Raw genomic sequence first — 14,555 nt, 5'->3', positions numbered from 1 at the left:
TTCTCAAACGCCTGTTTGCAATGCCTGTAAATGTTGGGGATTGTCGGCGCGCTAATTCTTCTGGCGTGCCGATAGCGCGTCCAATTGACGGTTCAAGGCTTCCTTGCGCTCGGCAGGAATGTCATTCCAGTGCACATCCATCAATGCCCCTTCGATGGCATACAACAGGACTTTCGAGGCGCGAAACCCCCGCGTCCGGACGGCCCGGTACGCATCGACCGCACCCAGGCGGCGCAAGTCCGACGCACTGTGGATGCCCACCGCATGCAGCCACTGCGCTGACGTCTTGCCGAGGTTTTTCAGGTGTTGCAGCTCATCGTTCATCAAGCCTCCTTGCGACGGCCGAATGGTGCGGTGGGTATCGAAACCAGGCAAGCCTGAACAGGAGTGTAGCGCTCAGTAGGAAAAGCGTAGTTCTTTAGTCGGAAACGGCCTAAAGCTTATTGGCGTGGCGAGACCAGTCAGGTGGGAAGTCCCCGGTACGCCTGCGCGAAACCGGGGCTGGAGCAGAGGGTTTCAGCGGGTGCGGTAGCGCAGGCGAGTACCGAAATTAACCGACATGAGGATCTCATCGGCGGTCAGTTCGGGTGGGAAGTAGGTGCCGGAAATTTGTGCGTGGGCCAGGCTGGCGCCTTCCATTGGGCAGTCGCGCAGGTCCAGGCCGCGCAGGTCGGCGGAGCGGAAATAGGCGTCGGTAAAATCCACGCCGGTGGTATTCAGCTCACGCAAGTCCAATCCACGGAAGTCGCCACCGCGCATGTCGATGACGCCGTCTTTTGGGCGCTCCTGGTTGAAGCCTCGGATATCGTCTTTGTGCAGGAGCGAGTAAAGCGGAGTATCAAGAAGCTTGGGCTGACTCATGAAGGCGACTCCTGTTGGATTTATGACGCCATTATAGTGCCACTATTGCTTGGCCGTGCCCCCTAAGCAGGCGACACGACCAAGAAATTTTTCTTACAGGCCGGGCAGGCGCTGACGAATATGCGCCACCAACGCGTCGAGGGTGCCACTTTCGTTCGTTTCGACGCGTTTGCTGAGGCGCAATTCCTCGGCAGTCAGCGGGTCGCGATTGGCTTGCTGTTCTTCGATAATCGTCAGTGTCGCGTCGGAAGGATCGTTTTTGTCCGCCTGACGTTGCGCCAACCAGCTGGCGATAACGGCTTGCGGCGCATTGCAATCCAGGATCAGGAAGGGCGCGCCTGTGGCCTCAGCTACTTTAGCAGCAGCATCGCGTTGCTCGCGTTTCAGGAAAGTAGCGTCCAGCACCACTGGGTAACCGGCGCGCAGCACGGTGTCGGCAATTTCATTCAACCGTGCGTAGGTCGCTGCGCTGGCGTCGGCGGCATAGATGCCGGCTTGTGGCGTGTTCTCCACGTGTTGCTCGCCGAACAGGCGCTTGCGCTCCACGTCCGAGCGCAGGCGTACAGCGCCAAGGGCTTCAACCAAACGCATGGACACGTGGCTTTTACCGACGGCCGACACACCGTGGGTAATGGCCAGGAAACGCGAAGGAATGGTGCTATAGCTTTCCGCCAGGTTGGCGTAGTTGCGGTATTGGCGCAGGGTCGTGGCGCGTTGCACCGGGCTGGCTTCGCTTGGCATGCTGAACAGCGCGATTTTGGCGCGGACCAAGGCGCGATAGGCTTTATAGAAGTTCAGCACCTCCAGGCCCTGATAGTCGCCGGTCAGTTCCAGGTACTGGCTGATAAAGCGGCGCGCCAGGGACTTGAGGCCCCGGTCTTCAAGGTCCATGGCCAGGAAGCCGGTATCGGCATACACATCGGTGAAACGGAATGGCTCATTGAACTCGATGCAGTCGAAGATCACCACATGGCCATTGATCAACGTGGCGTTGCCTAAGTGAATATCGCCGTGGCATTCGCGGGTGAAACCGTCTGTTTTGCGCTGGGAGAACAGCGGCTTGAGGCGCTCGAAGCTGCTCTCGGCCCAGGCTTGCAGAGCGTCCAACTGAGCCAGGTCAGACTTGTCGCTCAGGAACGGACGGATCTGGTCGAAATTCTGGCGAACCGGCGCCATCACTTCATCCGGGGTACCTGCCGGGTGTTCTTGCGGGACTTTTGGCGCCGTGAGATGGAAGTGCGCGATTTGCTTGGCCATCTCATCGATGTGCGCACTGGTCAGTTCGCCGTTGGCTTGCAAGGTGCTGAGCAACTGGCTCTGCGGGAACTGGCGCATTTTCAGCGCGTATTCGATGACCGGGCCGTCACCGCCCAATTGCGGGGCTTCGGCACTGCCGGTAATCGGCAACACTTCAAGATACAAATCTTCGGTCAGGCGCTGGTTGAGGCGCAGTTCTTCGTTGCAGAAGTGCCCGCGCTTTTCCAGATCGGTGAAATCCAGAAACCCGAAGTTCATCGGCTTCTTCAGCTTATAGGCATACGGGCCGGTCAGGACGACCCAGGAAATATGGGTTTCGATGACTTGAAACGCTTCAACCGGGTGAGGGTATAAAGCCGGGTTTTGCAGGGCAGCGATCAGGGACTGGCTCACGGGCGATCCTTCAGAGTCTGGGGAAAAACATGGCGGGCATTATGGCCGCTACGAGCGGTCGTGCAAACCGCTGTCCGGCTCATGTTGATCATCGATAAAGTGCGTATAATCCGCCGCCATGACTCGAACTCGATCCCCCCGTTCCCGTAAAAAACCTCCTTCCCGCGGCCTGCGTCCTTGGCTGGGCTGGGCGCTCAAGCTCGGCCTGGTAGGCCTGGTGGTACTCGCTGGCTTTGCGGTGTACCTCGACGCTGTGGTGCAGGAGAAATTCTCCGGCAAGCGCTGGACCATCCCGGCCAAGGTGTATGCTCGCCCGCTGGAGTTGTTCACCGGCCAGAAGCTGAGCAAGGATGATTTTCTCACTGAACTCGACGCCTTGGGCTACCGCCGCGAACCTGTGAGTAACGGTCCCGGTGCCGCCGCCGTCAGTGGTAACACCGTCGACCTGAACACCCGTGGCTTCCAGTTCTACGAAGGCCTGGAAAAAGCACAGCCTGTGCGCGTGCGTTTCTCCGGCGATTACGTCGCCGAACTGTCGTCGCTCAACGGCTCCAAGTTGCCTGTGGTTCGCCTGGAACCGCTGATGATTGGCGGCATTTACCCAAAAAACCTGGAAGATCGCATCCTGATCAAACTTGATCAGGTGCCACCGTATCTGCTGGAAACGCTGGTCGCCGTTGAAGACCGCGATTTCTACCATCACTGGGGTGTTTCGCCGAAGTCGATTGCCCGCGCGGTCTGGGTGAATACCTCCGGCGGCAAGATGACCCAGGGGGGCAGTACGCTGACGCAACAATTGGTCAAGAACTTCTACCTGACCAACGAGCGCAGCCTGACCCGCAAGCTCACCGAAGCAATGATGGCGATGCTGCTGGAGCTGCACTACAGCAAGCAGGAAATCCTTGAGGCGTACCTCAACGAGGTATTTGTCGGTCAGGATGGCCAGCGAGCGGTACATGGTTTCGGCTTGGCCAGCCAGTTCTTCTTTGGTCAGCCGCTGTCCGAACTGAAGCTGCACCAGGTCGCACTGTTGGTGGGCATGGTCAAGGGACCTTCCTACTACAATCCGCGCCGCAATCCTGAGCGTGCGCTGGAGCGCCGTAACCTGGTGCTCGATGTGCTTGAGCAGCAAGGCGTCGCCACGGCTGAACAAGTCGCTGCAGCCAAGAAAATGCCACTTGGTGTAACAACCCGCGGCAAGCTGGCAGACAGCTCCTTCCCGGGCTTTATCGACCTGGTCAAACGCCAGTTGCGTGAAGACTACCGCGACGAAGACTTGACTGAAGAAGGCCTGCGGATTTTTACCAGTTTTGACCCGATCCTGCAGATGAAGGCCGAAGCGTCGGTCAACGACACCTTTAAACGTCTGACAGGCCGTAAAGGCTCGGACGAAGTCGAAGCGGCCATGGTGGTGACCAACCCGGAAACCGGTGAAGTGCAGGCGATGATCGGCAGTCGCCAAGCCAGCTTTGCCGGCTTCAACCGCGCGCTGGATGCGGTGCGGCCGATCGGTTCACTGGTCAAGCCAGCGGTTTACCTGACCGCCCTGGAAAAACCGAGCAAGTACACGCTGACCAGTTGGTTGTCGGATGACCCGCTGTCGGTCAAAGGTGGCGATGGGCAGGTGTGGACGCCGCAGAACTTCGATCGGCGTTCTCACGGCACAGTGTTCCTGTATCAGGGTATTGCCCACTCCTACAACATTTCCACGTCGCGACTCGGCCTTGAAGTCGGTGTACCGAATGTCCTCAAGACCATTGCGCGGCTGGGCGTCACTCGTGAGTTCCCGGCGTTCCCATCGATTCTGCTGGGCGCTGGCGCGATGACCCCCATGGAAGTCGCGACCATGTACCAGACTCTCGCCAACGGTGGCTTCAATACGCCGATGCGCGGGATTCGCAGCGTGTTGACCGCCGAGGGCGAGCCGCTCAAGCGCTACCCGTTCCAGATTCAGCAGCGTTTCGACGCAGGCTCCATCTACCTGATCCAGAACGCCATGCAGCGCGTTATGCGTGAAGGTACCGGGCGCTCGGTCTACAGCGTGCTGCCGGCGAACCTGACATTGGCAGGCAAGACCGGTACCAGTAACGATTCGCGTGACAGCTGGTTCGCTGGTTTCGGTCAGGATGTGCTGGCAGTGGTGTGGCTGGGGCGCGACGATAACGGCAAGACGCCATTCACCGGTGCTACCGGTGCGCTGCAGGTCTGGACCAGCTTCATGCGCAAAGCCGACCCGCTGCCGTTAAACATGCCGCAGCCGGACAACATCGTGCAGGCCTGGATTGATCCGCACACGGGCCAGGGCTCCGATGCCAACTGTCCGGGCGCGGTGCAGATGCCGTATATTCGCGGCAGCGAACCGCCACCCGGCGCCGCATGCGGTGGCAGTGCCCCCGCTGACGCGGAATCGGTGATGGATTGGGTCAAGGGCTGGATGAATTAAGCAAAGAGGGTTTCAAGTGAACAAGTGGTTGTTTCCAGCTATTACAGCTCTGGCTTTGCTCAGCGGTTGCTCCAGCGTGCAGCGCGGTTCCATTCCCGTGGTGGACTCGAGTACAGCCGTCTCCAATAACGACCGGATCTCGGCCAATGGCGGTTTCCGCCAGACCGTAACCAATCGTCCTGCCCAGGCCAAGCCACAAGCCATGCCGCAGGATTCGGGCGTGGTGGTAATGGTGCCAGGCAGTGGGGCTGCGACATCAGCTCCGATCAGCGCCGAGCCGTGGACTCCTGGGCCAAGCAACTCCGGCCCGATCGATACCGCGCCGATACAGACCGCTCCAAGCAACCAGGGCACCTACAACATGCCATCGACGCCGAGTGGCATTCCATCGTCGTCCAGCAGCGGTGGCCTTTCGGCTGACGAGCAACTGGATGGCCCGGTGCTGGCTTTGTTGACCACTGCCCAGCAACAGCAGGCGGGCGGTGATTTGAACGGCGCCTCGTCGAGTCTCGAACGTGCCCAGCGCGTTGCGCCGCGTGAGCCGCAAGTGCTGTATCGCCTGGCTCAAGTACGCATGGCTCAAGGTGACGCTCCCCAGGCCGAACAATTCGCCCGTCGCGGCTTGTCTCTCGCCAACGGCCGTCCCGACCTGCAAGCCAGCTTGTGGGCGTTGATTGGTGACGCTCGTGCCGCACAAGGTGATGCCGCCGGCGCCGCCCAGGCGCGTCAAAAAGCCAAGGTCAGCCTCTGATGGATGCACGGTTTCCTGCGATTGCTGAACAATTATTGCTGATTGAGCGCGAATTGCGCGTGCAGGGCTGGTGGGACGACGTGTCCCCCAGCGTCGAGGCGCTCAGCAGTGTCGAGCCGTTTTCGGTGGATACCCTGGATTTTCACCAGTGGCTGCAATGGATATTCCTGGTCCGCATGAAGCAGATCCTCGAACAGGACCTGCCGTTGCCCAATGCGTCAGGCATCCTGGAGATGGCCGAGATGGTCTATGCCGACCGCCCGCAAGAGAGCCTTGGCTTGCGTAACGCGCTGAAAAAGTTCGACCAATTGATCGTCGACGCTCGTTAATTGCCTGACTGCCGGTTTTTCCGGCAGTCTTGCGCATATTTCTACCGCTTGACGACATTCAGGCGAGTTTTATCCCTCCTCAAAGCCCTTTCTCCTACGTTCTCATGCGCTTAGTTGGAAAAAAGCGCAATTATTGCTTGACTTGAAGGGCCTGAAACAGAAGAATCCAAAGTCCGCTGTATCGGGACTGCCAGAAGCAGGCCCGCTCAGCAGATCATGAGGCGCACATCCGCGCCGACCTGTTACACCCGCAACGCGTTACCTCGCGCTGGGTGGGAAAAGCCCGCAACACTTGGGACGATCCCAATACTTGCTCAGTCAGTGCTGACGTAGTCGGCGACCACCGTCGCTCATGCTCTGTTGAGAAGTAAACCTATTAAGACCCGTCGGTTTTCAACGGACGGTATTCTGGCGTTTTAGAGGTGAACAACGTGGAGCTTTTATCTGGTGGTGAGATGCTCGTCCGCTTTTTGCGTGACGAAGGCGTCGACTATATCTACGGGTACCCAGGTGGTGCTCTGCTGCATGTCTACGACGCACTGTTCAAGGAACCGGCTGTTACCCACATCCTGGTTCGCCACGAACAGGCTGCGACCCATATGGCTGACGGTTATGCCCGTGCCACCGGTAAAGCCGGCGTGGTACTGGTGACGTCCGGCCCAGGCGCAACGAATGCCATTACCGGCATCGCGACTGCGTATATGGACTCCATCCCGATGGTGATCATTTCCGGCCAGGTGCCCAGCACCATGGTGGGTACCGATGCATTCCAGGAAACCGACATGATCGGTATTTCCCGGCCGATCGTGAAACACAGCTTCATGATCAAGCATCCGTCGGAAATCCCGGAAGTCATGAAAAAGGCGTTCTACCTCGCACAGTCCGGTCGCCCGGGTCCTGTCGTGGTCGACGTGCCGAAAGACATGACCAACCCGGCGGAAAAATTTGAATACATCTTCCCGAAGAAGGCCAAGCTGCGTTCCTACAGCCCGGCCGTTCGTGGGCACTCGGGGCAAATCCGCAAGGCGGCAGAAATGCTCCTGGCGGCCAAGCGTCCTGTGCTGTACTCGGGCGGTGGCGTCATTCTGGGCGGCGGTTCTGCGCCTTTGACCGAACTGGCCAAGCTGCTCAATCTGCCGGTGACCAACACCTTGATGGGCCTCGGTGCCTTCCCGGGTACAGACCGTCAGTTCGTGGGCATGCTCGGCATGCACGGCAGCTACACCGCCAACCTGGCGATGCACCACGCCGACGTGATCCTGGCAGTGGGCGCGCGTTTCGACGACCGGGTAATCAACGGCGCGAGCAAGTTCTGCCCGAATGCCAAGATCATTCACATCGACATCGACCCGGCGTCCATCTCCAAGACCATCAAGGCCGATGTGCCGATCGTAGGTCCTGTGGAAAGCGTGTTGACCGAAATGGTTGCTGCGCTCAAGGACATTGGCGAGACCCCAAACAAGGAATCCGTTGCCAGTTGGTGGAAGCAGATCGACGAATGGCGCGGTGACCGCGGCCTGTTCCCTTATGACAAGGGCGACGGCAGCATCATCAAGCCACAAACCGTGATCGAGACCCTGTGCGAAGTGACCAAGGGCGACGCCTTTGTGACCTCAGACGTGGGCCAGCACCAGATGTTCGCTGCGCAGTACTACAAGTTTGATAAGCCTAACCGCTGGATCAACTCCGGTGGCCTGGGCACGATGGGCTTTGGTTTCCCTGCAGCCATGGGTGTGAAACTGAGCTTCCCGGACACCGACGTCGCGTGCGTCACCGGTGAGGGCAGCATCCAGATGAACATCCAGGAACTGTCGACGTGCCTGCAGTACGGTCTTCCGGTGAAGATCGTCTGCTTGAACAACGGCGTGCTGGGCATGGTTCGTCAATGGCAGGACATGAGCTACAACAGCCGTCACTCCCATTCCTATATGGAATCGCTGCCGGATTTCGTGAAATTGGTTGAAGCCTATGGCCATGTCGGCATTCGCATCACTGATTTGAAAGATCTGAAGCCGAAGATGGAAGAGGCGTTCGCCATGAAGGATCGCCTGGTGTTCATCGATATTCAGGTGGATACCAGCGAGCACGTCTACCCGATGCAGATCAAAGACGGCTCTATGCGCGACATGTGGCTGAACAAGACGGAGCGTACCTAATCATGCGGCACATTATCTCCCTGCTTCTGGAGAACGAGCCCGGCGCTCTGTCTCGTGTTGTCGGCCTGTTTTCGCAACGCAACTACAACATCGAAAGCCTGACGGTGGCCCCGACCGAAGACCCGACCCTGTCGCGCCTGACGTTGACTACGGTTGGCCACGATGAGGTGATCGAACAGATCACCAAGAACCTCAACAAGCTGATCGAAGTGGTCAAGCTGGTCGACCTGTCGGAAAGTGCCCACATTGAGCGCGAGCTGATGCTGGTTAAAGTCAAGGCTACGGGTGCCCAACGTGCCGAGATCAAGCGCACGACCGACATCTATCGCGGGCAGATCGTCGATGTGAGCGCCAGCGTTTATACCGTTCAACTGACCGGTACGAGCGACAAGCTGGACAGCTTCATCCAGTCGATCGGGACGGCCTCGATTCTGGAAACGGTACGCAGTGGTGTCACCGGGATTGCCCGTGGCGACAAAGTACTCAGCATCTAACCCAAATTAGCGAATGGCCTCACGGCCTGGATATATAGAGGAACCTCATGAAAGTTTATTACGATAAAGATTGTGACCTGTCGATCATCCAGGGCAAGAAAGTCGCCATCATCGGCTACGGCTCCCAGGGGCACGCCCAAGCGTGCAACCTGAAAGATTCCGGCGTTGACGTAACTGTTGGCCTGCGTAAAGGTTCGGCCACTGTTGCCAAGGCTGAAGCCCACGGCCTGAAAGTGACTGACGTCGCTTCCGCCGTTGCTGCTGCCGACCTGGTCATGATCCTGACCCCGGACGAGTTCCAGTCTTCGCTGTACAAGAATGAAATCGAGCCGAACATCAAAAAAGGCGCCACCCTGGCCTTCTCCCACGGCTTCGCGATTCACTACAATCAGGTTGTGCCGCGCGCCGACCTCGACGTGATCATGATCGCGCCGAAAGCACCGGGCCACACCGTGCGTTCCGAGTTCGTCAAAGGTGGCGGTATCCCTGACCTGATCGCGATCTACCAGGACGCATCGGGCAACGCCAAGAACGTAGCATTGTCCTACGCCGCAGGCGTTGGTGGCGGTCGTACCGGCATCATCGAAACCACCTTCAAGGACGAGACTGAAACCGACCTGTTCGGCGAACAAGCCGTTCTGTGCGGCGGTACCGTTGAGTTGGTAAAAGCCGGTTTCGAAACCCTGGTTGAAGCTGGCTACGCGCCGGAAATGGCCTACTTCGAATGCCTGCACGAACTGAAGCTGATCGTTGACCTCATGTACGAAGGCGGTATCGCCAACATGAACTACTCGATCTCCAACAACGCCGAGTACGGCGAGTACGTGACTGGCCCGGAAGTCATCAACGCCGAGTCCCGTCAGGCCATGCGCAACGCCCTGAAACGTATTCAGGACGGCGAATACGCCAAAATGTTCATCAGCGAAGGCGCTACCGGCTACCCTTCGATGACCGCCAAGCGTCGTAACAACGCCGCTCACGGTATCGAAGTCATCGGCGAGCAACTGCGCTCCATGATGCCGTGGATCGGTGCCAACAAGATCGTCGACAAAGCCAAGAACTAAGTCTTACGCATCAAGGGAAAACGCGGCTTAGGCCGCGTTTTTTCGTTTGGGGGGCGTGTTCTGGTATAAAGCTGCATCGTTTGCTGGCGAACACTCGCCGCAAGTATCTGTCGAATTTTTCACACAGTTGCAAGGTAAAGTCCATGAGCGAACGTCCCGAAGAGCCAAGCCCGGCTCCTGACGCCGAAAGCCTGCTGCCGATCGATGAACATGTCGAAGAAGGGCATGACGCGGAAGGCCGCAAGGTCCGGCATCGTGGCATCTATCTTTTGCCCAACCTTTTCACCACGGCGAACCTGTTTGCCGGGTTCTACTCCATCATCAACTCCATGAGCGCCCAAAGCGCGTTGGCGGCAGGTGATGCGGCGAATGCCAGCAAGTATTTCGGTTTTGCTGCTATCGCCATCTTTGTCGCCATGGTGCTCGATGGCCTTGACGGTCGTGTCGCGCGCATGACCAATACGCAAAGTGCCTTTGGTGCCGAGTACGACTCATTGTCGGACATGGTTGCGTTCGGTGTGGCGCCTGCATTACTGGCTTTCGCCTGGGCGTTGGGTGATATGGGCAAGGTCGGTTGGATGGTTGCCTTCATCTATGTCGCAGGTGCAGCTTTGCGTCTGGCGCGCTTCAATACCCAGGTGGGGACCGCCGACAAGCGCTACTTCATCGGGCTGGCCAGCCCTGCGGCGGCAGGTGTGGTGGCAGGTATTGTCTGGGCATTCAGCGATTACGGCATTCAGGGTTCGAAGATGTCGTTCCTGGTGGCCTTGATGGTGGCAGCAGCCGGCATGCTGATGGTCAGCAATATCAAGTACAACAGCTTCAAGGAGCTGGACCTGAAGGGGCGTGTACCTTTTGTGGCTATCCTGGCAGTGGTTCTGGTGTTCGCCGTAGTGTTCAGCGATCCGCCTCGCATTCTGTTGCTGGCGTTCCTGGTTTACGCTGCTTCGGGGCCGGTTCAATACTTGTTGCATCTGCGCCGCGACAAAACATTGCCTTAATGTAATTTCCCCCATACTCCGCAGTCTATTGGTGCATCAGTTCTCCAATGCTGCGGAGTTGCCATGTTAATCAAATTGCCTAAAGCGTCCGATTGCCACGAATCGGATGTCACCCCTGAATCCTTCTATCTCTCTCGCCGTAGCTTGCTCGGCGGTGCGCTTGCCGGTATCGCAGCCAGCAGCTTGCCGCGTTGGGCGAGTGCTGACGAAGCCTCGCGTTATGCCGATGTCGAAGCGGGCAGGGCGCCGGGCTGGTTTACCGAGAAGCTGTCAGGCACCAAATGGCAGGCGGTCACGGTGAAGGACGAAGCGATCACGCCGTTCAAGGATGCGACCCACTACAACAACTTCTATGAGTTCGGTACAGGCAAGGGCGACCCGGCGACGAATGCGGGCTCCCTCAAAACCGAGCCTTGGAGCGTTGTGATTGATGGCGAGGTCGCCAAGCCAGGCCGTTATGCCCTGGAAGACTTCATGAAGCCTTATCAATTGGAAGAGCGGATCTACCGTCTGCGCTGTGTCGAGGCGTGGTCGATGGTTATTCCGTGGATCGGTTTTCCGATCTCGGCGTTGCTCAAACAGGTTGAGCCGACTTCCAAGGCCAAATACATTCGTTTTGAAACGCTTCAGGATCCAAAGAGCATGCCGGGGCAGCGTTCAAGTTTTGGCTTGATCGATTGGCCTTATGTAGAGGGGCTGCGTCTGGATGAAGCGATGAACCCTTTGGCGATCCTGGCGGTGGGGATGTACGGGCGCGAATTGCCTAACCAGAATGGTGCGCCGCTGCGGTTGGTCGTGCCGTGGAAGTATGGCTTCAAGAGTGTGAAGTCCATTGTCCGTATCAGCCTTGTAAGCGAGCAGCCGAAAACCACCTGGCAGAGCATTGCAGCGGACGAGTATGGTTTTTACGCGAATGTGAACCCTACGGTCGACCACCCGCGTTGGACTCAGGCGCGGGAGCGTCGTCTACCGAGTGGGCTGTTCAGTCCCAATGTGCGTGAGACGCAGATGTTCAATGGCTATTCGGATGAGGTGGCGTCTCTTTATACCGATCTCGATCTGCGGAAGAACTACTGATGCGCTTCCCGATCTGGCGCATTGGCGTCTTTATAGCGGCGGCGGTATGGCCGTTGTTCTGGCTATATGAAGCTTGGAGTTCTGTCCTGGGGCCGGATCCGGGCAAGGTGTTGGTTGATCGACTGGGTCTTGGCACGCTGATTCTATTGTTGATCACCCTGACAATGACGCCGTTGCAGAAGCTCAGTGGCTGGGCGGGGTGGATAGCGGTACGCCGTCAACTCGGGTTGTGGTGCTTTGCTTATGTTGTGCTGCATCTGGCTGCTTATTGTGTGTTTGTGCTGGGGCTGGATTGGTCGCAGTTGGGTGTTGAGTTGCGCAAGCGGCCTTACATTATTGTCGGGGCGTTGGGTTTCCTGTCGCTGTTGGTGCTGGCGGTGACGTCGAATCGTTACAGTCAGCGCCGGTTGGGCAGCCGTTGGAAGAAACTGCACCGGCTGGTGTATGGGGTTCTGGGGCTTGGGTTGCTGCATATGCTGTGGATCGTGCGGGCGGATCTGAAGGAGTGGGCTATCTATGCTTTTATAGGTGCGCTTCTCTTGGTGCTGCGGATACCGCCGGTCATGCGGCGAATCCCTCGTCTTATTGCGAAAAAACCAGTTTCTGCAACAAAAGCGTAATTAAGGGTTGACGACGGATTCCAGACGTCTATAATTCGCCCCACTTCCGGCGCAGTCGAAACGGAAAACTCCTTGGTAAACAATGAGTTATGTAGGTTTCGGCAGCAGGTTGCTTCAGTTCATCGAAGCCAAAAGGGAGTTGAAAAAGAGGTGTTGACAGCAGCGTGTAACGCTGTAGAATTCGCCTCCCGCTAACGAGAGATCGAAGGCGCAAGTGGTTGAAGTTGTTGAAGAATTCTTCGAAAACTTCTGAAAATAATCACTTGACAGCAAATGAGGCTGCTGTAGAATGCGCGCCTCGGTTGAGGCGAAAGATCTTAACCAACCGCTCTTTAACAACTGAATCAAGCAATTCGTGTGGGTGCTTGTGGAGTCAGACTGATAGTCAACAAGATTATCAGCATCACAAGTTACTCCGCGAGAAATCAAAGATGTAACCAACGATTGCTGAGCCAAGTTTAGGGTTTCTTAAAAACCCAAAGATGTTTGAACTGAAGAGTTTGATCATGGCTCAGATTGAACGCTGGCGGCAGGCCTAACACATGCAAGTCGAGCGGTAGAGAGAAGCTTGCTTCTCTTGAGAGCGGCGGACGGGTGAGTAATGCCTAGGAATCTGCCTGGTAGTGGGGGATAACGTTCGGAAACGAACGCTAATACCGCATACGTCCTACGGGAGAAAGCAGGGGACCTTCGGGCCTTGCGCTATCAGATGAGCCTAGGTCGGATTAGCTAGTTGGTGAGGTAATGGCTCACCAAGGCGACGATCCGTAACTGGTCTGAGAGGATGATCAGTCACACTGGAACTGAGACACGGTCCAGACTCCTACGGGAGGCAGCAGTGGGGAATATTGGACAATGGGCGAAAGCCTGATCCAGCCATGCCGCGTGTGTGAAGAAGGTCTTCGGATTGTAAAGCACTTTAAGTTGGGAGGAAGGGCAGTTACCTAATACGTGATTGTTTTGACGTTACCGACAGAATAAGCACCGGCTAACTCTGTGCCAGCAGCCGCGGTAATACAGAGGGTGCAAGCGTTAATCGGAATTACTGGGCGTAAAGCGCGCGTAGGTGGTTTGTTAAGTTGGATGTGAAATCCCCGGGCTCAACCTGGGAACTGCATTCAAAACTGACTGACTAGAGTATGGTAGAGGGTGGTGGAATTTCCTGTGTAGCGGTGAAATGCGTAGATATAGGAAGGAACACCAGTGGCGAAGGCGACCACCTGGACTAATACTGACACTGAGGTGCGAAAGCGTGGGGAGCAAACAGGATTAGATACCCTGGTAGTCCACGCCGTAAACGATGTCAACTAGCCGTTGGAAGCCTTGAGCTTTTAGTGGCGCAGCTAACGCATTAAGTTGACCGCCTGGGGAGTACGGCCGCAAGGTTAAAACTCAAATGAATTGACGGGGGCCCGCACAAGCGGTGGAGCATGTGGTTTAATTCGAAGCAACGCGAAGAACCTTACCAGGCCTTGACATCCAATGAACTTTCTAGAGATAGATTGGTGCCTTCGGGAACATTGAGACAGGTGCTGCATGGCTGTCGTCAGCTCGTGTCGTGAGATGTTGGGTTAAGTCCCGTAACGAGCGCAACCCTTGTCCTTAGTTACCAGCACGTAATGGTGGGCACTCTAAGGAGACTGCCGGTGACAAACCGGAGGAAGGTGGGGATGACGTCAAGTCATCATGGCCCTTACGGCCTGGGCTACACACGTGCTACAATGGTCGGTACAGAGGGTTGCCAAGCCGCGAGGTGGAGCTAATCCCATAAAACCGATCGTAGTCCGGATCGCAGTCTGCAACTCGACTGCGTGAAGTCGGAATCGCTAGTAATCGCGAATCAGAATGTCGCGGTGAATACGTTCCCGGGCCTTGTACACACCGCCCGTCACACCATGGGAGTGGGTTGCACCAGAAGTAGCTAGTCTAACCTTCGGGGGGACGGTTACCACGGTGTGATTCATGACTGGGGTGAAGTCGTAACAAGGTAGCCGTAGGGGAACCTGCGGCTGGATCACCTCCTTAATCGACGACATCAGTTGCTCCATAAGTTCCCACACGAATTGCTTGATTCATTGAAGAAGACGATAGAAGCAGCTTTAAGCTCCA

Annotated in this window: 12 protein-coding genes and 1 rRNA gene; 10 read left to right on the top strand and 3 right to left on the bottom strand. The window is 57.0% G+C overall.

Annotation, left to right across the window (positions count from 1 at the left end):
- Positions 1 to 51: 51 nt before the first annotated feature.
- The 3 genes from PF1751_RS23600 to PF1751_RS23590 form a co-directional block, all read right to left on the bottom strand.
- Complete coding sequence (locus PF1751_RS23600; protein ID WP_010206563.1) at positions 52 to 324, bottom strand: TfoX/Sxy family protein; 273 nt, start codon at positions 322 to 324, stop codon at positions 52 to 54.
- A 192-nt stretch (positions 325 to 516) separates the two neighbouring features.
- Positions 517 to 861, bottom strand: a complete 345-nt coding sequence (locus PF1751_RS23595) for a pentapeptide repeat-containing protein (RefSeq protein WP_010206561.1) — start codon at positions 859 to 861, stop codon at positions 517 to 519.
- A 93-nt stretch (positions 862 to 954) separates the two neighbouring features.
- Positions 955 to 2,511 carry a bifunctional aminoglycoside phosphotransferase/ATP-binding protein gene (locus tag PF1751_RS23590; protein ID WP_044287888.1) on the bottom strand — a complete coding sequence of 519 codons (1,557 nt, stop codon included), beginning with the start codon at positions 2,509 to 2,511 and terminating at the stop codon, positions 955 to 957.
- 118 nt (positions 2,512 to 2,629) lie between these two features.
- Here PF1751_RS23590 and mrcB point away from each other — a divergent pair, with 118 nt between their 5' ends.
- The 10 genes from mrcB (at position 2,630) to PF1751_RS23540 (ending at position 14,471) form a co-directional block, all read left to right on the top strand.
- A complete protein-coding gene (mrcB, locus tag PF1751_RS23585; RefSeq protein WP_010206558.1) occupies positions 2,630 to 4,954 on the top strand; it encodes a penicillin-binding protein 1B in 2,325 nt (774 codons plus the stop codon).
- A gap of 16 nt (positions 4,955 to 4,970) precedes the next feature.
- Positions 4,971 to 5,705, top strand: a complete 735-nt coding sequence (locus tag PF1751_RS23580; RefSeq protein WP_010206557.1) for a tetratricopeptide repeat protein — start codon at positions 4,971 to 4,973, stop codon at positions 5,703 to 5,705.
- Entirely contained in the window at positions 5,705 to 6,034 is a 330-nt protein-coding gene (locus tag PF1751_RS23575; protein ID WP_021492878.1) for a YqcC family protein, read from the top strand. The genes PF1751_RS23580 and PF1751_RS23575 overlap by 1 nt, the downstream gene beginning before the upstream one ends.
- A gap of 431 nt (positions 6,035 to 6,465) precedes the next feature.
- Positions 6,466 to 8,190, top strand: coding sequence for an acetolactate synthase 3 large subunit (locus tag PF1751_RS23570; protein WP_010206555.1), 1,725 nt, complete (start codon positions 6,466 to 6,468; stop codon positions 8,188 to 8,190).
- Between the two features lie 2 nt (positions 8,191 to 8,192).
- Entirely contained in the window at positions 8,193 to 8,684 is a 492-nt protein-coding gene (gene ilvN / locus PF1751_RS23565; RefSeq protein ID WP_003176102.1) for an acetolactate synthase small subunit, read from the top strand.
- A 47-nt stretch (positions 8,685 to 8,731) separates the two neighbouring features.
- Positions 8,732 to 9,748 (top strand): ketol-acid reductoisomerase, encoded by a 1,017-nt coding sequence (gene ilvC / locus PF1751_RS23560; RefSeq protein ID WP_003194132.1) that lies wholly within the window; start codon positions 8,732 to 8,734, stop codon positions 9,746 to 9,748.
- Positions 9,749 to 9,891: 143 nt separating this feature from the next.
- Entirely contained in the window at positions 9,892 to 10,749 is an 858-nt protein-coding gene (pssA, locus tag PF1751_RS23555; RefSeq protein WP_042570830.1) for a CDP-diacylglycerol--serine O-phosphatidyltransferase, read from the top strand.
- Between the two features lie 63 nt (positions 10,750 to 10,812).
- On the top strand, positions 10,813 to 11,826 hold the full coding sequence (gene msrP, locus PF1751_RS23550; RefSeq protein WP_010206553.1) for a protein-methionine-sulfoxide reductase catalytic subunit MsrP: 1,014 nt from the start codon (positions 10,813 to 10,815) through the stop codon (positions 11,824 to 11,826).
- Positions 11,826 to 12,446, top strand: a complete 621-nt coding sequence (gene msrQ, locus PF1751_RS23545) for a protein-methionine-sulfoxide reductase heme-binding subunit MsrQ (RefSeq protein WP_010206552.1) — start codon at positions 11,826 to 11,828, stop codon at positions 12,444 to 12,446. Before msrP ends, msrQ begins: the two co-directional genes overlap by 1 nt.
- Before the next feature lie 488 nt (positions 12,447 to 12,934).
- Positions 12,935 to 14,471 (top strand): 16S ribosomal RNA (locus PF1751_RS23540).
- Positions 14,472 to 14,555: the final 84 nt, after the last annotated feature.

The organism is Pseudomonas simiae (assembly GCF_000934565.1).
Lineage (GTDB): Bacteria > Pseudomonadota > Gammaproteobacteria > Pseudomonadales > Pseudomonadaceae > Aquipseudomonas > Aquipseudomonas simiae.
The sequence above is the reverse complement of the archived record's forward strand: the minus strand, read 5'-3'. Positions and strand labels throughout refer to the sequence as shown.